Source organism: Pseudomonas sp. GW821-FHT10B02 (assembly GCF_059415665.1).
Map to the genome: position 1 here is coordinate 290,118 of NZ_JBWKNR010000002.1, position 20,158 is coordinate 310,275.

A 20,158-nucleotide genomic window follows, 5' to 3' on the forward strand; every position below is an offset into this window, starting at 1 on the left:
TTCTCACTTGGACCGTTCACACATGCACAAAACCACCGTTGTCATTGCCGATGACCATCCTATCGTGCTGCTTGGGGTGCGCCAGCTCATTGACGCGGATGAGCGCTTCGAGGTAGTCGCGGAGGCTTCGAACTCCACTGACCTGATTGCCAGATTGCACGCCTCCAGCCCTGACATCCTCATTACCGACTACAACATGCCGGGCGATGCGCAGTTCGGTGACGGCCTGAAGTTGATCGATTACATCGCGCGTAATTTCCCTGACCTGCAGGTCCTGGTGCTGACTATGGTCTCCAATGAACTGATTTTTTCCCGGCTGTACGATCTTGGGGTGGCCGGGGTGGTACAGAAGAACCAGCTGCATGCCGAGATCGAGCGGGCCCTGGAGGCGCTGGTGCACAAGCGCAAATACAAGGTCGCCGGTCTAGAGCGTGCCTGTGTGCGGGAAGTCGCGCGGTCGGTCGATGAACGCGTGGCCTCACTTTCCCCAAAGGAAATGGAAGTATTGCGGTTGTTCATCGCCGGTATGAGCCTGAACGACATCGCCAGGGCCCAGAACCGAAGCGCCAAAACCATCAGTACCCAGAAAGTGGCGGCCATGCACAAACTGGATGTCAGAACCGACCAGGAACTGATTACCTTCTGTATGGAGGAGCAGCTCTTTCAGTAAACCATCGCAGTCAGTCCCGCCGGTTTTCAGGATTGCCTGATAGAGCAGGGCAGGTACCCGGGGGTAAGGTTCACTCACGTGGATTTATGGCCTGCAGGGCTCGGCGGTGGCGCACATGTTTATCAGGAATGTAAAGCTGGTTCCCAGGACCGTAATGACGTTCGGCATTACCTGCGTCTTGCTGGTGTTGCTCGGCGGGCAGTCGCTGTGGCGCATGGAGAACGTCCAGTGGTCGATCACGGACCTGCAGGACAACTGCCTGCCGAGCGTTCGCCAGGCCAGCCTTATCGAAGCCGCCACTTACAGGTTGCGGGTGGCGAACCTGCTCTTCGCCATGGGTAATCCGCAAGCCGCCGATGCCGATGCCGCTGCCGAACAGATAAACCGCCGCAAGGATGCCCTGCTACAGGAAACCGCAGCCTATGTTCCGTTGATTTACGGCCCTGAGGAGCAGCACCTTTTCGATATCGTCAACGCCAACGTCAACACGTTCACCGGGCAGGTTGAGCAGTTACTGGCGCTGGGCCGCACTGCTAGCCAGGAAGAGCGGGTGAGGTTCATCAACAGTATTTCAGCACCTGCGGCCGAGGTGTTGTTGAAATCCACCGGGGAACTGCAGCGCCTGATGATGGAACGTGCCGAGCAGTCCGGTGCCAAGGCCCGTGAAGAAGCGCATGAGAGCACCCTGGCGACCATCGTGGTGGTCAGCATCGCGCTGCTGGTGACCTGCATCCTCACTCTGGTTTTCACCCGCAGCATTATCGTGCCCCTGCGCGAACTCCTTGGGGTCACGCAGAAGGTCGCCGGCGGCAACCTGGTGGGCGATATCGGTATTTCCGGCAAGGACGAGCTTACTGAGCTGCAGAATGCTACGGCGCAGATGCTGGGCAACCTGAAAGGCACTATTCATCACATCGCCGATTCTTCGTCGCAACTGGCGGCGGCAGCGGAAGAAATGAGCGCCGTTACCCACCAATCCAGCTCGGGCGTGCAGCGCCAGCGCATGGAAACGGAGCTTGCGGCGACCGCGGTGAACGAAATGACGGCGGCAGTGGATGAGGTAGCACGCAACGCGGTGGCGGCATCGGTCTCCACCCAACAGTCGGAGCAGTCGGCGCGCACCGGCATGCAACGGGTGACCGAGACCATCACCTCGATCGAGAACCTGAGCCTCGCGGTCCAGGGCACCAGTGTGGAGATCGAGCAACTGGCGGTGCGCACTGCCAGCATTGCCCAGGTCCTGGATGTGATCCGGGCCATCGCCGAACAGACCAACCTCCTGGCACTCAACGCAGCCATCGAAGCGGCCCGGGCCGGTGAGCAAGGGCGTGGTTTTGCAGTGGTAGCTGATGAGGTGCGCGCCCTGGCACACCGTACCCAGGCTTCCACGCAAGAGATAGAGGAGATGATCAAGAGCGTCCAGAGCGGTTCGCAGATGGCGGTGGCGTCGATGAAGCAGACCGACCAGGAGGCGATGGCGACGCTGAAGATCGCCCGCGAGGCGGGCACGGCGATTTCCGAGATCGCCCGGGCGGTTTCCGATATCAACGATCGCAATTGTCTGATCGCTACTGCTTCCGAAGAACAGGCACAGGTGGCCAAGTCCGTGGACATGAACCTGGTCAGTATCAACAACCTCTCGGTACAGAGCACCAGTGCTGCAGACCAGATTTTCCAGGCCAGTGGCGAACTTTCGGTGCTGGCGACGGACCTGAACAGGTTGGTCGCGCGTTTCATCATCTAGCGCTATGAGGAGTCGGACATGCTGCCGGAATTTACCAAACAGTATCCGCAAAGCTTGAACAGAATCTTCATTTCAGAGAGTGAAACCTGCGATATCCATGGTTTCGTCAGGCAATACATCGAAAGCCGCAACCTGCGTGGCAACTATCAGGCACAGCACGATGTGGTCACAGCGCTCCAGGATTATCCCGGCCTGGCCCCCGTCCGGCTGTACGAACTCAATGCATGGCTGGATAAAACCTTCAGGCGCAAGATATTTTGCCGTCCGGCAGCGCGGCTACTGAAGCGGATGAGCAACAACGACTACATCCCTCGGTGCGGATAAGTACAGGCAAGGCCTGGAAGAGCGTTAACGATGCGCGCGTATTTGAACAACAAGAACAGGGTAAAGCTTTATCCCGCTGTGTCCCTTGGCATCGCCAGCGCAGTCGCCGTCTTGCTCGGCGGGCTGATGATGATCAGCACGTTCGATAACTACATACACATGATGTACAACGGCAATTCGGCGCCTATCAGGCATCTTGCCAACATTCGTGCGTCACAGAGCGATATTCGTCAATTGCAATGGCAAGTGTTTGCTCATCGCCAGGCCAGTACGACCGCAGCCTATGCCAGGGCGGTCGCGTCCAGGCTCGATTCCATCGCCAGGGAATGGCAACTCTATTATCCCGAAGGCATCAGCAGCTCCCGGGAAAAGCAACTGGCAGAGCAGATCCGGATCGCACTGCCGCACGCCAGCACACTTGCGCACGAGTCTCTGGCGCGGCTTCAGTTCGAAGATTATGACGGCGTCATGCGCTGGTACGAACAAAACACCCCGTTTTTCGATCGGCTGGACCACCTGCTGGCCAGCGCCTTGCGGGTCAACGTCGAGCAGTCCGGGCAGTTGGCCAGCAACAGCAAGCAGCTCTTCGCCCGAATCTGCTGGGCGGCGCTGGGCCTGTCACTGGCACTGATTGCGCTGGGGGCGTTTGCTTTGCAATGGCGGCGGCAGCGGGACGATGCCCAGCGCAAATCCCTCGAGCACCTGTGGCTGGTGGACCAGGTATTCAACATCACCCTCAATGGTGTGATCATCACCGACCAGAGTGGCCGGATCACCAAGGTCAACCCTGCCTTCACCCGGATGACAGGGTATACGCAAGCAGAAGTACTGGGTCAGAAGCCGAGCCTGTGGAGTTCCGGCCGGCAATCCACGGCGTTCTATGCCGACATGTGGCAAAGCCTCATCGAACATGGGCAATGGCAGGGGCAACTGTGGAACCGCAAGAAGTGCGGCGACCTCTACCTGGAGTCGCTGTGCATCACGGCCATTCGCAGCCTTGATGAGTCGACCCTCAACTATGTGGCGGTGTGCAGTGATATCACCAGACAACAGGCAGAGCAGGAGTTGCAGGGTTACCTGGCCACCCATGACTCGCTGACCGATCTGCCGAACCGGGTGCTGTTTCGCGAGCGGCTGACCCAAGCCATTGCCCGTGGCCAACGTGCCGGCTTGAAGGTGGCGATTCTGTTCCTGGACCTTGACCACTTCAAGGAGATCAACGACCGCCTGGGGCACATGGTCGGTGACAGCACGCTGACCACCATTGCCAGCAGGCTCAAAGGCTGCCTGAGGGACGTCGATATCGTGGCGCGGTTGGGCGGCGATGAGTTCGCCATGGTGCTGGAAGATATCCATGACGTCAGTCAGATCGAGCCCATTGCCCGCAAACTGCTCGCTTCGGTGGGGCAGGCCATTATGGCGGACGGGCATGAAGTGTTTGTCACGCCCAGTATCGGGGTGAGTGTCTTCCCCGACGATGGCGAGGAGCCGGATACGCTGGTGAAGCTGGCGGACAAGTCCATGTATGAGGCCAAGGGTGCAGGCAAGAATGCGATCCGGTTCCACGCCAAAGAGCAGCCTCTGGAAATGTTGTGACAAGATTACGATGAGCCGGGAGTGTGGGGAGGGCTTATTCTTGGCCTTCATTTCCGCACTGTGGAGACGCGTGATGAATACCCGTGGTTTGCTTGACCAGTTGCTCAAGTCCGGCCAGGAGCTGTTGCAGAATCAGTCAGGCAAGACGTCCATTGGCAAGTCTGGGGGCGGTGGTGGTCTTGGCAGTCTGCTCTCCGGTGCCGGTGGCGGAGCCCTGGCTGCCGGGGCCATGGGCCTGCTGATGGGCAGTAAAAAAGCCCGCAAATACGGGGGTAAAGCCCTGACCTACGGCGGCCTGGCGGCGCTTGGAGTACTGGCGTACAAGGCCTATGGCAATTGGCAGGCCAAACAGGGCGCCACGGCGCCGGCTGAACTGCAGACCCTCGATCGTCTTCCACCTGCCCAGGTCGAACAGCACAGCCAGGCAATTCTCAAGGCTCTGGTGGCAGCGGCCAAGTCCGATGGCCACGTCGACGAGCGCGAACGGGCGTTGATCGAGGGCGAGTTCGTCAAGCTCTCCAACGATCAGGAACTGCAGCACTGGCTGCACGCCGAGCTCAACAAGCCGCTGGACCCGGCCGATGTGGCGCGCGCCGCCCGCACGCCGGAAATGGCTGCCGAGATGTACATCGCCAGCGTCATGCTGGTTGACGAGGAACATTTCATGGAACGGGCTTATCTGGACGAACTGGCCCGTCAGCTCAAGCTCGATCCGGCGTTGAAAGTCGAGCTGGAAAATCAGGTGAAACAAGCCATCGGTCAATGATTACGGGCCAGTGGCCAGGATGATGCCAATTTGCGTCGATCCAGCCTGAAAGTCAGCCGCAAAAGCCCATAGTGCCTGGGCTATACTCTGCCCATTTTTCTGCTCGCGTAGAACACTTGAGGGCTGACTGTGAAAAACTGGACCTTGCGCCAACGGATCCTGGCGAGCTTCGCCGTGATTATCGCCATCATGCTGTTGATGGTGGTGGCGGCCTATTCGCGCCTGGTGACCATCGAGTCCGATGAGGCAGCGGTGCGGACTGACAGCATCCCCGGGGTTTACTACAGTTCGATGATCCGCAGCGCCTGGGTCGACAGTTACGTGTTGACCCAGCAACTGGTGGGCTTGAGCGGGCAGCGTGAGCTCACTGCAACCGACAAGGCGCAGTACAAGGACTTCGACGATCGCCTCAAGCAGCACATGGCCAGTTATCAGGCGACTATCCAGGATCCCGACGACCAGGCCAACTTCGATGAGTTCGGCCGCCTCGAAGATGCCTACACCAAGGCTATCGATACGGTGCTTGAAGCCTATGTCCGCAAGGACTACGCCCAAGCCCAGCAATTGATTGGCGATGTGCTGACTCCGGCCTGGGTTACTGGCCGCAAACACCTGAACAGCGTGATCGAGCGCAACCGGCATTCGGCCGAAGAGGCGGCCGACTCGATCGTCGCAGCGGTGATCACGGCCAAGGTCAGCATGATCATTTCCCTGGTCCTGGCGATTATTGCCGCCGCTATTTGTGGCTTGCTGCTGATGCGTGCCATCACTGCGCCCATGCAACGTATCGTGCATGCCCTGGACAAACTCAGCAGCGGTGACCTCAGCGTGCGCATGAACCTCGATCGCAAGGACGAGTTTGGCGCGGTGGAAACCGGTTTCAACGACATGATGGGCGAGCTGACCAACCTGGTGTCCCAGGCCCAGCGCTCTTCGGTGCAGGTGACCACATCGGTGACCGAGATCGCCGCCACCTCCAAGCAACAGCAGGCGACTGCCACTGAAACCGCCGCCACCACCACGGAAATCGGCGCCACCTCGCGGGAAATCGCTGCTACCTCCCGTGATCTGGTACGGACCATGACCGAAGTTACCTCGGCCGCCGACCAGGCGTCGATCCTCGCCGGCTCCGGCCAGCAAGGTCTGGCGCGGATGGAAGAGACCATGCACCAGGTGATGGGCGCAGCCGACCTGGTCAACAACAAGCTGGCGATCCTCAACGAGAAGGCGGGCAACATCAATCAGGTGGTGGTGACGATCGTCAAGGTCGCCGACCAGACTAACCTGCTCTCGCTCAATGCCGCCATCGAGGCGGAAAAGGCCGGTGAATACGGCCGCGGCTTTGCCGTGGTGGCGACTGAAGTGCGGCGTCTGGCCGACCAGACAGCGGTGGCTACCTATGACATCGAACAGATGGTCCGCGAGATCCAGTCGGCAGTGTCGGCCGGGGTCATGGGTATGGACAAGTTCTCTGAAGAAGTGCGCCGTGGCATGTTCGAAGTGCAGCAGGTCGGTGAGCAACTGAGCCAGATCATCCATCAGGTCCAGGCCCTGGCGCCGCGGGTGCTGATGGTCAATGAGGGGATGCAGGCCCAGGCCACCGGTGCCGAGCAGATCAACCACGCCCTGGCGCAACTGGGCGATGCCAGCAGCCAGACCGTGGAATCGCTGCGCCAGGCCAGTTTTGCCATCGATGAGTTGAGTCAGGTGGCGAGCGGCCTGCGTGGCGGTGTATCGCGGTTCAAAGTCTGACCTGCCGATGAGCGACCTTCAGCCCCGCAGCAGCCAGGACGCAATCTCTCACGGGACCTTGCACCTGTTGTTCAGAATCGGTGAGCAGCGCTTTGCTCTCGACGCCCATGAGGTCGTCGAAGTGTTGCCGCGCCTGCCGCTCAAACCTATCGCGCAGACTCCGGACTGGGTGGCCGGAGTGCTGGCGCATCGCGGTGCGCTGGTGCCGGTGATCGACGTCGGCGCCTTGAGTTTCGGCCTGCCGGCACCGGTGCGCACCAGCACCCGTCTGGTGCTGGTGCACTACCGGGTTGAACCGCTACGGCCAGGACTGTTGCTGGGTTTGATCCTTGAACAGGCCACCGACACCTTGCGTTGCCTGCCCGATGAGTTTCAGCCCTACGGCCTGGACAATCAGCAGGCACCTTACCTTGGGCCAGTACGCGAGGATGCCCATGGGCTGGTGCAACGCATCAGTGTGCAGGACCTGCTCAGCGACACCGTACGGGCGCTGCTGTACCCCTTGCCTGAGCAACAGGCAAGTGAGCGTCAGGAGCCGCAATGAGCAACCAACAGCGTTTTTTCCGTTTCTTGCAGGAGCGCATCGGTCTGGACGTCGCCTCGGTCGGCGCGCCGATGGTCGAGCGTGCATTACGCCAGCGTTGCTCCGCACTGGGTGCCTACGACCTGGATGACTACTGGTTGCGCTTGCAGCAATCGACAGCGGAGCAACAGGCGCTTATCGAAGCGGTGATTGTTCCGGAGACCTGGTTCTTTCGATATCCAGAATCGTTCACGGCGCTGGCGGGCCTTGCCAGCAAACGCCTGGCCGAGCTGGCCGGGGCGCGGCCGCTGCGTATCCTCAGCCTGCCGTGCTCCACCGGTGAAGAGCCTTATTCCATCGCCATGACCTTGCTTGACGCCGGCATTGCCGGGAACTCGTTCCGGGTCGATGGCATGGACATCAGCCCCTTGTCGATCAACCGGGCCGAGCAGGGGCTGTATGGGCGCAATTCCTTTCGCGGCTCGCACCTCGAGTTTCGCCAGCGGCATTTTGACGAAGGTGACGACGGCCACCTCGTTCATGAGCGTGTGCGCCAGCAGGTCAAGTTGCAGGTGGGGAATGTGCTTGATCCGGCATTGAAGGCCCAGGCGGGCAGTTATGACTTTGTGTTCTGCCGCAATCTGCTGATCTATTTCGATCTGCCAACCCAGCAACGGGTGTTCGAAGTGCTCAAGCGCCTGATCCATGAGCAGGGTGTACTGTTCATCGGCCCGGCCGAGGGCAGTCTGCTGGCGCGGATGGGCATGCGCCCGTTGGGTATCGCTCAGTCCTTTGCCTATGTGCGCCAGGCTGAAAGCGAACCTGTGCTCAACAGCAAACCGCTGACAATGGCGCCACTCTCTGTCGCCCCCGGCACTTTATCGCGCCCATCGCCAGTGGCGGCGCCACCGCGCAAGTTCAATATCATTGCCGCGCCAACACCGGTCGGGCCCACGGTATCAGACAGCAATGCTGAATTGCTGGCGCAGATTGCCCGCTTGGCCAATGCCGGTAGCAGCGCTGAAGCCCAGGCGGCGTGTGCGCGTTATCTGCAGCATTATCCGCCGCATGCCCAGGTGTTCTACTGGCTGGGCTTGCTCAGTGATATCGCGGGCGACACCGGCGAAGCGCTCAGCCATTACCGCAAGGCGCTGTATCTCGATCCGCAGCATGCTGAAGCCTTGGCGCACCTGGCGGCCCTGCTGGCGTCCCAGGGTGATATCGCTGGCGCCCGTCGCCTGCAGGAGCGCGCGGCACGGCGGGCTGACCGGGAGTCTGAACAATGAGGGGAGAGCAACAGGTGCAAGTGGTTGCTGCGGATGCCGCCAGCATTGATGACTGCTGGAACCGGATCGGTGTGCGCGGTGATAAAAGCTGTCCGTTGCTGGTCGAACATATCCACTGTCGCAATTGCGCTGTCTATGCCAGCGCTGCAACTCGCCTGCTGGACCGTTACTCGCTGTCCCAGGATGCTCATGAGCAGGCGCAGGTGCAGGAAGAGGGCGGCGGTCGTTCGATGCTGCTGTTCCGTCTGGGGGAGGAGTGGCTGGCGCTGGCGACCCGTTGCCTGGTCGAGGTCGCGCCGTTGCAACCGGTACATTCGTTGCCTCATCAGCGCTCGCGGGCACTACAAGGCGTTGCCAACGTGCGTGGCGCACTGGTGCCCTGTCTGTCACTGGCCGACCTGCTGGATCTGGACGTACTCGGCACAGCCAGCACATCGGCGCGGGTCATGCCGCGCATGCTGATCATTGCTGCCACCGGTGGTTCGGTGGTGGTGCGGGTGGATGAAGTGGATGGTATTCACGGCCTGGACCCCGAGCGCCTGGTGCATGACCAGGGTGAAACGCGCTTTACCGCCGCAGTGCTGCAGTGGCGTGGGCGCAGTGTACGGGTGCTGGATGAAGAACAAGTGCTGTCTGCTGTGAACCGGAGCCTTTCATGACCCCAGAGCAAATGCGCGATGCTTCGTTGCTCGAACTGTTCAGCCTGGAGGCCGAGGCCCAGACCCAGGTGCTCAGTGCCGGCCTGCTGGCACTGGAGCGCAATCCGACCCAGGCCGATCAACTGGAAGCCTGCATGCGCGCGGCTCATTCGCTCAAGGGCGCAGCGCGGATTGTTGGCGTCGATGCCGGGGTCAGCGTTGCCCATGTCATGGAAGATTGCCTGGTCGGTGCCCAGGAAGGCCGGTTGCTGCTGCGGGCGGAGCATATCGATGCCTTGCTGCAAGGCACTGACCTGCTGATGCGTATCGCCACCCCAGGCGATGCGGCCATTGAACCTGCGGTGCAGGCTTTTCTCGTGCAGATGGCGGGACTGCTGGACCCGGCATCTACGCCGACGATTAATGCGCCCCCTGTGCCGATGCCAAGGGTTGAGCCTGAGCCGGTGATGGCTGAAGCGGTGATCGAGCCGGTACTGGCCGACGCCGAACCCGAGGCCCCTGTCCCGCGCAAGGGCAAGCGCGCCGCTGAAGGTGGCGAGCGGATCCTGCGGGTCACCGCCGAACGCTTGAACAGCCTGCTCGACCTGTCGAGCAAGGCGCTGGTCGAAACCCAGCGTTTCAAGCCGTATCTGGCCACCTTGCAGCGTCTCAAGCGCATGCACAGCCAAAGCGTTCGTGCCCTTGATGGCCTGAAAAACCAGCTGCAAGCCAGTGGCCAGAGCGCAGAAGTTCAGGAAGCGCTGGCTCAGGCCCAGCAACTGCTGGGACAAACCCAGCAGCTTCTGCTGCAACAGGCCGCCGACCTCGATGAGTTCGGCTGGCAGGCCAGTCAGCGCGCGCAATTGCTTTATGACACCGCCCTGGCCTGCCGCATGCGGCCCTTTGCCGATGTGCTCACCGGGCAAAGCCGGATGGTCCGCGATCTGGGGCGCTCGCTGGGCAAACAGGTACGCCTGGAGATCGAAGGCGAAAAGACCCAGGTAGATCGCGATGTCCTGGAAAAACTGGAAGCACCGCTGACCCACTTGCTGCGTAATGCTGTCGACCACGGCATCGAGCTGCCTGAGCGACGGTTGCTGGCCGGCAAGTCGCAGGAAGGGCATATCCGCTTGCGCGCATCGCATCAGGCTGGCCTGCTGGTGCTTGAGCTTAGCGATGACGGTGCTGGCGTGGATCTGCAGCGCTTGCGCCAGAGCATTATCGAGCGCCAGCTGTCGCCGGCCGAAACCGTGGCGCAGATGAGCGAAGCGGAGCTGCTGACCTTCCTGTTCCTGCCAGGCTTCAGCCTGCGCGACCAGGTCACCGAGGTTTCCGGGCGTGGCGTTGGTCTGGACGCTGTGCAGCATATGGTCCGTCAGCTGCGCGGCTCGATCGTGTTGAGCCAGACCAGTGGCCAGGGCAGCAGTTTTCACCTGGAAGTGCCGCTGACCCTGTCGGTGGTGCGCAGCCTGGTGGTGGAGGTCGCTGCCGAGGCTTATGCCTTCCCCCTGGCGCACATAGAACGGACCCTGGAGCTGCCGACCGAAGCCATCGTGCAGATTGAGGGACGCCAGCATTTCTGGCATGAAGGCCGGCACATCGGCCTGGTCGCAGCCAGTCAATTGCTCAATCGCCCGCCGAGCCAGACCGACGGACAATCAATCAAAGTGGTAGTCATCCGCGAGCGCGAGATGCTCTACGGCGTAGCGGTCGAGCGTCTGGTCGGTGAGCGGGTACTGGTGGTAATGCCGCTCGACGCGCGGCTGGGCAAGATTCAGGATATTTCGTCGGGTGCCCTGCTTGATGATGGCAGCGTTGTGCTGATCATCGACGTTGAAGACTTGTTGCGGTCGGTCGATAAGCTCTTGAGCACCGGTCGCCTTGAGCGAATCGAGCGTGGTCAGCGTACTACCCGCGAGGCGACGCGCAAGCGCATCCTGGTGGTCGATGACTCGCTGACCGTACGCGAGTTGCAGCGCAAGCTGCTGAGCAACCGTGGCTATGAGGTGGCGGTCGCAGTCGATGGCATGGACGGTTGGAACGCCTTGCGTAGCGAGGATTTCGACCTGCTGATCACCGACATCGACATGCCGCGAATGGATGGCATCGAGCTGGTCACCTTGTTGCGTCGTGACAGCCGTCTGCAGACGTTGCCGGTGATGGTGGTCTCCTACAAGGACCGGGAAGAAGATCGCCGCCGTGGACTGGACGCTGGAGCCGACTACTATTTGGCCAAGGCCAGTTTCCACGATGACGCCTTGCTTGATGCCGTGGTTGAGTTGATCGGGGGAGCCCAGGGATGAAGATCGCTATCGTCAACGATATGCCCATGGCCGTGGAGGCGTTGCGCCGGGCGTTGGCGTTCGAGCCTATGCACCAGGTGGTCTGGGTTGCCAGCAATGGCGCGGAGGCGGTGAAGCTGTGCGCCGAACAGACGCCGGACCTGATCCTGATGGATCTGATCATGCCGGTCATGGATGGCGTCGAGGCGACCCGGCGGATCATGGCCGAGACACCCTGCGCCATCGTGATTGTCACCGTGGACCGCCAGCAGAATGTCCACCGGGTGTTCGAAGCCATGGGCCATGGCGCGCTGGATGTGGTCGATACCCCGGCCCTGGGCGCAGGCGATCCCAAGGAAGCGGCTGCACCGCTGCTGCGCAAGATCCTCAATATCGGCTGGTTGATCGGCCAGCAGCGCAGCAACAGGCCGCAGCCAATGGCTGCGCCTCTGCGTGAGGTGGCGCAACGTCAGGGGCTGGTGGCCATCGGTTCGTCGGCGGGCGGCCCGGCAGCCCTGGAGGTCTTGCTCAAGGGCTTGCCGCAGGCGTTTCCCGCCGCCATCGTGCTGGTTCAGCACGTTGACCAGGTATTCGCTGCGGGTATGGCCGAATGGCTGAGCAGTGCTTCGGGTTTGCCGGTGCGCCTGGCCTGTGAAGGCGAGGCGCCGCAGCCCGGGCAGGTGTTGCTGGCAGGCACCAACCACCACATCCGCCTGCTCAAGAACGGCACCCTGGCCTACACCGCCGAGCCGGTAAACGAGATCTACCGGCCTTCGATCGACGTGTTTTTTGAAAGCGTGGCCCGCTTCTGGCGAGGTGACGCGGTTGGCGTGCTGCTGACCGGCATGGGGCGCGATGGCGCCCAGGGCCTGAAGCTGATGCGCCAGCAGAACTTCCTGACCATTGCTCAGGACCAACACAGCAGCGCCGTCTATGGCATGCCCAAGGCCGCAGTCGCGATCGACGCGGCGATGGAGATTCGCCCGCTGGAACGGATCGCTGCGCGATTAATGGAAATATTTCCAAAATGACGATATGTATTGTGCCACGCCGGCCAGTCGGCAGTGACCAGGTGACAGCGCATGAATGATTTACCGCTCGACGGTTTCCCGACCACCAATGAAAACTCGGCAATGGTCCTGTTGGTCGACGATCAAGCCATGATCGGTGAAGCGGTGCGCCGTGGCCTGGCTCATGAAGAGAACATCGACTTCCACTTCTGTGCCGACCCGCACCAGGCTGTGGCCCAGGCGGTGCGGATCAAGCCGACGGTGATCCTGCAAGACCTGATCATGCCCGGCCTCGATGGTTTGACGCTGGTGCGCGAATACCGTAACAACCCGGCAACCCGGGACATTCCGATCATCGTCCTGTCGACCAAGGAAGACCCGCTGGTCAAGAGCGCGGCCTTTGCAGCGGGCGCCAACGATTACCTGGTCAAGCTGCCGGACACCATCGAGCTGGTAGCACGTATTCGGTACCACTCGCGCTCCTACCTGACCCTGCTGCAACGCGATGAGGCCTACCGTGCCCTGCGCGTCAGTCAGCAGCAGCTGCTCGACACCAATCTGGTGTTGCAACGCCTGATGAACTCCGACGGCCTGACCGGGCTGTCGAACCGCCGTCATTTCGATGAGTATCTGGAACTGGAATGGCGTCGGGCGATGCGTGAGCAGGCCCAGCTATCGCTGCTGATGATCGATGTTGACTACTTTAAGGCATTCAACGATACCTTCGGACATCTGGCCGGCGACGAGGCGTTGCGCAAGGTCGCCGAAAGCATTCGTGGCTCCTGTGCCCGCCCCAGTGACCTGCCTGCCCGTTATGGCGGCGAAGAGTTCGCTCTGGTGCTCCCCAACACCTCGCCGGGCGGGGCGCGCCTGGTGGCGGAGAAGCTGCGCCAGAGCGTGGTTGCGATGAACATCGCCCACGATTTGCCGGTCGCCAACTCCTGGCTGACTGTGAGCATTGGCCTGGCCACTCTCACACCGGGCATCGGCAGTCATTGCCGGCAGCTGATCTCGGCAGCGGACAAAGGCCTGTACCTGGCCAAAAATAATGGCCGTAATCAGGTCGGCGTGGCGTGACTGGATTACGATCCAGCTGAAAGGCGGGAAATGATGGGCTTGGATCTCTGTGGGTCTGGGTTCTGTACGAAAAGAGACGTCGCAGACACCGCATAGCGCAAGCCAGCGAGACCATGGCAGCGTAATTTTTCGCAAGTTTATCGACGCGTGTCACGATTCGACAGTTCTCCTTCAGCCGGCCAAACATGCGCTTAATGATGTTGCACTGCCGGTATTTTGGTCGCTCGAACAGCCTGGGCAAATCGGGTTTGGGTTTGCGCTTCATTGAGCGCTACGGGATGACAGACCGCACGCGATATCGATCGCAGTAGCGGCGTAGTGCACCGGCGCTTCGGTCGGGTTTCACAGGATTTCGTACCGAGCCTAGGTGATCGTGAAAGTACAGGCAAAACGGCATTGGGGTGTGGCTATTTCCGCTATACCCTGTCGCCTTTTTGTTCGGGCGTACCTGATAATTCTGCTAGTAGCGGACTGGATCAGCGAGGTGTTCAATGCTCCGTACTGAGCCACCACACAGTAAGGAGCTGCACAATGTCGGACAAGGATCAGCTAAAAAGCGGAGTCGCCTCATCCAGCCCTCAGGGCGCCGAGTTGCCTGTGCCAAGCGTGACTTACGCGGAAGACGGTGTGCTCGACCCCGAGAAGGTGCCTGCGGCAGGCACCAAGCTGGTTGTGCAGTCGTATGCGCGTATCGCCGTGGACGACATCCTGCACTTCAGTTGGAGGGGCAAGGATGGCGCCTCGCTGGAAGACTCGATCACAATCACCAGTGCCAACCTTGGCCTGGATCGGTTCGAGCTGACCATCAGCAAGAAACTGGTGACCGATAACCGGGACGCCGTGGTCGTCGCTTCGTACCGGGTAGAACGGGCTGCGGGAGGGGTCAGCTATTCCGATCCGTTGATGTTGCGTATTGGCGAGGTCGAAGCGGAGGTGGCACCGGTCATTGAAGAGGTTACGGGCATTTCGGGCGTACCGATTCCTGACCAGGGCAGCACCTTAGACGACCGGATCATACTGTCGGGACAGGCCAGCCCGAACCAGCAGCTGCAACTCATCAAGAATGGCGCTGAATGGACGACCGTAGCCGTCGACGGAGACGGGCGCTGGTTCAAATCGCTGGAGGTGCCGGTCGGCCCGTATGCGATGAAAGCCAAAGCGTTGTATGGCGAACAGCCGGAGTCTGCGACCTGGAGGATTACCGTAGACGGGACGGTGCCTGTCATTCGAACGGTTAAGGATCTTTCGGGCAATTATCTTTATCTTTCAACCCTCGAAACCACTATCACCCTGGAGGGATTGGCCGCCCCGAACCAGCAGGTGCAGCTCCTCAAGGGTGGAGATGATTGCGGGACCGTAAAGGCCGACGGGGACGGACGCTGGAGCAAAACGCTGGAGGTGTCGGTCGGCATATACGCGATGAAGGCCAAAGCGTTGTATGGCAAACAGCTAATGTCTCGGACCGTGACTATTGAGGTTGTAGCGGAGGGTACGCCGACGATTTCTGAAATTCGGGATGCTTCGAACCAGCCGATTTATGACCAAAGAGCGACCTTCAGCACCGAGATCACACTGTATGGAAAGGCCCGTCCGAACCAGACGGTGCGGCTCCTTAGGAATGGAGGTGAGGCGACGAACGTAACTACCAACAGCGACGGGAGATGGAGCACTTCGCTAAAAGGGCTGCCGGTTGGTATGCACGTGATGAAAGCCAAAGCGTCGTATGGCGAGAAGTTGGAGTCTCTGACCTGGACTTTTGAGGTCTTGGCGGAGGGTAGGCCGATGATTCACCATATATCTGAAAACACGGGCGCTGATCTTCCTGACAAGGGCACCACTTACTACACCCAGGTAAGTCTTCAAGGGCGGGGCGCCCCGGACACGCAACTGCACATTTACAATTTTAGAGTAAAGGTGGCGAGCGTACAGACCGACCAACACGGAGTCTGGAACCTACACATGTCATCGCTGTCGGTTGGCATGCAAGAGATAGAGGTCAGAACGACGGGTAGCAACCCGCTGAAGTCTCCGATCTGGACTTTTGTGGTCTTAAGGACTTCCTGAAGAGGGCTTCCTGATTTTGGCAAAATGCCTGGTTTCATCCCGTTGAGGACATTGATGAAACAGATCACCTTTGTCGAGACCGAGTAATACATGCAAAACGGCATTGCGGGCCATGGCTTGCAATGCCGTTTTGCATTGGGGGTGGCTATTTCCAGCAAGGCCGATTCAAACGACGTCGGCCCAGCGGGACGACGGCGCACGATTAGGGGCAGGCCGATACTTACGGTCAGGTCAGCGCCCGTCCCTCTAGGCGCGCACCGAGGCGTAGCGATATGACAGGTGGGGCTGGGACCCGCGCCGCAGACTCGGTTATACTCCCCGGCTTTTCTACCGATTACGCACGAGAGCTGCCCGCCCATGGAAATCCAACCGATCCTGAACACCATCAAGGACCTGACCGAGCGCTCCGAGTCCATTCGGGGGTATCTTTGACTACGATCAAAAGCATGAGCGCCTGATCGAAGTCAACCGCGAACTCGAAGACCCGAACGTCTGGAACAAGCCCGAATACGCCCAGGAACTGGGCCGCGAGCGCTCGGCGCTGGCACAGATCGTCGAGACCCTGGACGAGATGTCCAGCGGTCTGACCGACTCGCGCGAGCTGCTCGACATGGCCGTTGAAGAGGGCGACGAAAGCGCCGTCAACGATGTCGTCGAGATGCTCGAAGGCCTGGAAGAATCCCTGGCCAAGCTCGAGTTCCGTCGCATGTTCAGCGGCGAGATGGACATGAACAACGCCTACCTGGACATCCAGGCCGGTTCCGGCGGCACCGAAGCCCAGGACTGGGCCAACATCCTCCTGCGCATGTACCTGCGCTGGGCCGCCAAGCGTGGCTTCGACGCCACCATCATGGAACTGTCCGAAGGTGAAGTCGCCGGCATCAAAGGCGCCACCGTGCACATCAAGGGCGAGTACGCCTTTGGCTGGCTGCGCACCGAGATCGGCGTGCACCGCCTGGTGCGCAAGAGCCCGTTTGACTCCGGCGCCCGTCGCCACACCTCGTTCTCGGCGGTGTTCGTGTCCCCTGAGATCGATGACAAAGTGGAAATCGAGATCAACCCGTCGGACCTGCGTATCGACACCTACCGCTCCTCGGGCGCCGGTGGTCAGCACGTAAACACCACCGACTCGGCCGTGCGTATCACCCACGTACCGACCAACACCGTGGTCAGTTGCCAGAACGAACGCTCCCAGCACGCCAACAAAGACACCGCGATGAAAATGCTGCGGGCCAAGTTGTACGAGCTGGAAATGCAGAAGCGCAACGCGGCGTCCCAGGCCCTGGAAGACAGCAAGTCGGACATCGGCTGGGGTCACCAGATCCGTTCGTACGTGCTCGACGCCTCGCGGATCAAGGACCTGCGCACCAACATCGAGCGCAGCGACTGCGACAAGGTGCTCGACGGCGATATCGACGAATACCTGGAAGCCAGCCTCAAGCAGGGGCTGTAAGTTTCCCGATCCGCTACAAGACCCTCGCCTGCGGGCGGGGGCAATGAACCCCTGATGGAAAATGTAACGACATGAGCGACCTCAAACTCGACCCGCAAGACCTGCAACAGGAAGAAAACACCCTGATCGCCCTGCGCAAGGAAAAGCTTGCCGCCGAGCGTGCCAAGGGTAATGCCTTCCCCAACGACTTCCGCCGTGACAGCTACTGCAACGACCTGCAGAAACAGTATGTCGACAAGACCAAGGAAGAGCTGGAAGCTGCAGCGATTCCGGTCAAGGTTGCCGGCCGCATCATGCTCAACCGTGGCTCGTTCATGGTGATCCAGGACATGACCGGACGCATCCAGGTCTATGTCAACCGCAAGACCCTGCCGGAAGAAACCCTGGCTGCGGTGAAAACCTGGGACCTGGGCGACATCATCGCCGCCGAAGGTACCCTGGCGCGTTCCGGCAAGGGCGACCTGTACGTCGAGATGACCAACGTGCGCCTGCTGACCAAGTCGCTGCGCCCGCTGCCCGACAAACACCACGGCCTGACCGACACCGAGCAGCGCTATCGCCAGCGTTACGTCGACCTGATGGTCAACGAAGAAGTGCGCGATACCTTCCGCGTGCGTTCGCAGGTCATCAACCATATCCGCAACTTCCTGATCAAGCGCGACTTCCTCGAAGTGGAAACGCCGATGCTGCAGACCATCCCCGGTGGTGCCGCAGCCAAGCCGTTCGAAACCCACCACAATGCCCTGGACATGGCCATGTTCCTGCGTATCGCGCCGGAGCTGTACCTCAAGCGTCTGGTGGTTGGTGGCTTTGAGAAAGTCTTCGAGATCAACCGCAACTTCCGTAACGAAGGCGTTTCGACCCGGCACAACCCCGAGTTCACCATGCTCGAGTTCTACCAGGCCTACGCTGACTACGAAGACAACATGGACCTCACCGAAGAGCTGTTCCGTGAACTGGCGCAGCTGGTCCTGGGCAGCACCGACGTGCCGTACGGCGACAAGGTGTTCCACTTCGGCGAGCCGTTCGTACGCCTGTCGGTGTTCGACTCGATCCTCAAGTACAACCCTGAGTTGACCGCCGACGACCTGAACGACATCGACAAGGCCCGCGCTATCGCCAGGAAAGCCGGCGCCAAGGTTCTTGGCTTCGAAGGCCTGGGCAAGCTGCAGGTGATGATTTTCGAAGAGCTGGTCGAGCACAAGCTGGAGCAGCCGCACTTCATTACCCAGTACCCGTTCGAAGTTTCGCCGCTGGCCCGTCGCAACGACGAGAACCCGAACGTCACCGACCGCTTCGAGCTGTTCATCGGTGGCCGCGAAATCGCCAACGCCTACTCCGAGCTCAATGACGCGGAAGACCAGGCCGAGCGTTTCATGGCCCAGGTGGCAGACAAGGACGCTGGCGACGACGAAGCCATGCACTACGACGCCGACTTCGTCCGCGCCCTGGAATACGGCATGCCGCCAACCGCCGGTGAAGGTATCGGTATCGACCGCCTGGTGATGCTGCTGACCAACTCGCCATCGATTCGCGATGTGATCCTGTTCCCGCACATGCGTCCACAGGCCTGAGTGTTCTGAACAAGCCGCCTTCCGGGGCGGCTTTTTCATGCCTGTAGAAAATTATTCTTTCGAATCCACTTCATGGGGGTAGGTCAGCAGTGACTCCTGCAATGGCTCAACAAGGTGCCGCTGGCGTTGCCACGACAGTCGCCGAAAGCGTTCAGTACCAGGGCCGCAAGGCCAGCCGCCAGGGCAGCGAGCAGCGCCGCCAGGACATTCTCGACGCGGCCATGCGCATTGTCGTTCGCGAGGGGGTGCGTGGCGTGCGTCACCGCGCGGTGGCGGCCGAGGCCGGGGTGCCGCTGTCGGCGACCACCTACTATTTCAAAGACATCGAAGACCTGCTCACCGATACCTTCGCCCAGTATGTGGAACGCAGTGCGGCCTACATGGCCAAATTGTGGGAGCACACCGAGGTGCTGCTGCGCCAGTTGCTCGCGCAGGGCGACCACAGCCCGCAGTGCCGGGCACGTCTGGCCGATGAAGTGGCGAAAATGATGGCCGACTATGTGCAGCGCCAGTTGCACAACCGTCGCGACTTCCTGATGGCCGAGCAGGCCTTTCGCCAGGAGGCGTTGCTGTGCCCGCGTCTGGCCGAACTGGTCAAGCTGCACGAGCAGATTCTGCTGCGCGGCGCCGGCCAGATGTTGCAGGTCGTGGGCTCGCGTCAGCCACAGCAGGATGCGCTGGTGTTGACGGCGATTATCGAGCAGATGGAATATCAGGGCCTGCTCGACGGCTCACGCGCCGATGCGCAAGCGCAGATGCTCGCTATCCTTACCCGGTACCTGCATCTGGTACTGGCCGCCGTGTGAGCCGCGACCCTATTCAAGGAGAACCCGATGAAAGCCAGAAGTCTGCTGTTGGCGCTGTCGTTTTTGCTGCTTGGCGGTTGTCTGGTGACCTTCAATGAACCGATGCCGGCCAATGCGGCGGCGCCCAAGGCCCTGCTGGGCAAATGGACCAGCAAGGACGCCTGGGGCGAACCACTGACCCTGCAGATCAGCCGCAGCGGTGGCGACGCCTACAAGGCGGTGGCCACCGGCAAGGACAAGAAGCGTGATGAGTATGTGTTCACGGTGTCCCGGCACGGCAACCGCTGGTACCTTTCGGCTGGTGTGCCCAAGCGTCTGGGTGGGAATTTCCTGATCGGTGGCTTCGAAATCATCGATCGCAAGGAACTGGTGGTCTACAACCTCGACGTCGAACAGGTCAGCCAGGCCGTAGACAAGAAAGAGCTCAGCGGGCGCACCTATGAAGTGTCGCAGGACCATGGCGAAGGCGTGCTGATCGACAGTCCGGCCGAGCGCGTCCTGGCTTACCTGGACGACCCGGCCAACTCCGACCTGTTCATCGAAGTGGCGCGGTTCCAGCGGGCTGGCAAGTAATAGAGTCAATTCAAGGAGTG

The 20,158-nt window shown here is 60.6% G+C and carries 17 protein-coding genes and 1 pseudogene; 17 read left to right on the plus strand and 1 reads right to left on the minus strand.

The genetic code is table 11. From position 1 onward, the window contains the following. Positions 1 to 22 precede the first annotated feature (22 nt). From AC07OF_RS04300 to AC07OF_RS04355, 12 genes are all read left to right on the plus strand, one after another. Positions 23 to 670, plus strand: a complete 648-nt coding sequence (locus AC07OF_RS04300; RefSeq protein ID WP_157193807.1) for a response regulator — start codon at positions 23 to 25, stop codon at positions 668 to 670. A 115-nt stretch (positions 671 to 785) separates the two neighbouring features. Further along, positions 786 to 2,414: a HAMP domain-containing methyl-accepting chemotaxis protein gene (locus AC07OF_RS04305; RefSeq protein ID WP_157193805.1), complete on the plus strand. Its 1,629-nt coding sequence runs from the start codon at positions 786 to 788 to the stop codon at positions 2,412 to 2,414. Positions 2,415 to 2,432: 18 nt separating this feature from the next. Next, positions 2,433 to 2,738 (plus strand): hypothetical protein, encoded by a 306-nt coding sequence (locus tag AC07OF_RS04310; RefSeq protein ID WP_157193803.1) that lies wholly within the window; start codon positions 2,433 to 2,435, stop codon positions 2,736 to 2,738. 30 nt (positions 2,739 to 2,768) lie between these two features. Further along, entirely contained in the window at positions 2,769 to 4,334 is a 1,566-nt protein-coding gene (locus AC07OF_RS04315) for a diguanylate cyclase domain-containing protein (RefSeq protein ID WP_157193802.1), read from the plus strand. Positions 4,335 to 4,407: 73 nt separating this feature from the next. After that, positions 4,408 to 5,100, plus strand: coding sequence for a tellurite resistance TerB family protein (locus AC07OF_RS04320; protein WP_157193800.1), 693 nt, complete (start codon positions 4,408 to 4,410; stop codon positions 5,098 to 5,100). Positions 5,101 to 5,229: 129 nt separating this feature from the next. Next, on the plus strand, positions 5,230 to 6,852 hold the full coding sequence (locus AC07OF_RS04325) for a methyl-accepting chemotaxis protein (protein WP_157193798.1): 1,623 nt from the start codon (positions 5,230 to 5,232) through the stop codon (positions 6,850 to 6,852). Between the two features lie 7 nt (positions 6,853 to 6,859). Then, on the plus strand, positions 6,860 to 7,396 hold the full coding sequence (locus AC07OF_RS04330) for a chemotaxis protein CheW (protein WP_157193796.1): 537 nt from the start codon (positions 6,860 to 6,862) through the stop codon (positions 7,394 to 7,396). Continuing rightward, entirely contained in the window at positions 7,393 to 8,661 is a 1,269-nt protein-coding gene (locus AC07OF_RS04335; protein WP_476445926.1) for a CheR family methyltransferase, read from the plus strand. The genes AC07OF_RS04330 and AC07OF_RS04335 overlap by 4 nt, the downstream gene beginning before the upstream one ends. Further along, positions 8,658 to 9,320, plus strand: a complete 663-nt coding sequence (locus tag AC07OF_RS04340; RefSeq protein ID WP_157193793.1) for a chemotaxis protein CheW — start codon at positions 8,658 to 8,660, stop codon at positions 9,318 to 9,320. The genes AC07OF_RS04335 and AC07OF_RS04340 overlap by 4 nt, the downstream gene beginning before the upstream one ends. Beyond that, positions 9,317 to 11,602, plus strand: a complete 2,286-nt coding sequence (locus AC07OF_RS04345; protein WP_157193791.1) for a hybrid sensor histidine kinase/response regulator — start codon at positions 9,317 to 9,319, stop codon at positions 11,600 to 11,602. The genes AC07OF_RS04340 and AC07OF_RS04345 overlap by 4 nt, the downstream gene beginning before the upstream one ends. After that, complete coding sequence (locus AC07OF_RS04350) at positions 11,599 to 12,612, plus strand: chemotaxis response regulator protein-glutamate methylesterase (protein ID WP_476445924.1); 1,014 nt, start codon at positions 11,599 to 11,601, stop codon at positions 12,610 to 12,612. Before AC07OF_RS04345 ends, AC07OF_RS04350 begins: the two co-directional genes overlap by 4 nt. Before the next feature lie 51 nt (positions 12,613 to 12,663). Then, complete coding sequence (locus AC07OF_RS04355) at positions 12,664 to 13,668, plus strand: diguanylate cyclase (RefSeq protein WP_495072597.1); 1,005 nt, start codon at positions 12,664 to 12,666, stop codon at positions 13,666 to 13,668. 58 nt (positions 13,669 to 13,726) lie between these two features. On the opposite strand, the pseudogene AC07OF_RS04360 reads toward AC07OF_RS04355, so the two are convergent. Then, positions 13,727 to 13,996, minus strand: a pseudogene (locus tag AC07OF_RS04360) (IS5/IS1182 family transposase); the annotation flags it as partial. Between the two features lie 203 nt (positions 13,997 to 14,199). Here AC07OF_RS04360 and AC07OF_RS04365 point away from each other — a divergent pair. The 5 genes from AC07OF_RS04365 (at position 14,200) to AC07OF_RS04385 (ending at position 20,138) form a co-directional block, all read left to right on the plus strand. After that, on the plus strand, positions 14,200 to 15,732 hold the full coding sequence (locus AC07OF_RS04365; RefSeq protein ID WP_157193785.1) for a hypothetical protein: 1,533 nt from the start codon (positions 14,200 to 14,202) through the stop codon (positions 15,730 to 15,732). 357 nt (positions 15,733 to 16,089) lie between these two features. Then, positions 16,090 to 17,185 (plus strand): peptide chain release factor 2 gene (gene prfB / locus AC07OF_RS04370; protein WP_157193783.1). Its coding sequence is split into 2 segments (ribosomal slippage): positions 16,090 to 16,161 and positions 16,163 to 17,185, totalling 1,095 coding nucleotides; the frame shifts between segments, so codons are not numbered across the junction. Positions 17,186 to 17,256: 71 nt separating this feature from the next. Further along, positions 17,257 to 18,759 (plus strand): lysine--tRNA ligase, encoded by a 1,503-nt coding sequence (lysS, locus tag AC07OF_RS04375; protein ID WP_495072598.1) that lies wholly within the window; start codon positions 17,257 to 17,259, stop codon positions 18,757 to 18,759. Between the two features lie 101 nt (positions 18,760 to 18,860). Further along, positions 18,861 to 19,565, plus strand: a complete 705-nt coding sequence (locus AC07OF_RS04380; protein WP_157193781.1) for a TetR/AcrR family transcriptional regulator — start codon at positions 18,861 to 18,863, stop codon at positions 19,563 to 19,565. Positions 19,566 to 19,592: 27 nt separating this feature from the next. Next, positions 19,593 to 20,138: a hypothetical protein gene (locus AC07OF_RS04385; protein ID WP_157193779.1), complete on the plus strand. Its 546-nt coding sequence runs from the start codon at positions 19,593 to 19,595 to the stop codon at positions 20,136 to 20,138. The last annotated feature ends 20 nt before the right edge of the window (positions 20,139 to 20,158 follow it).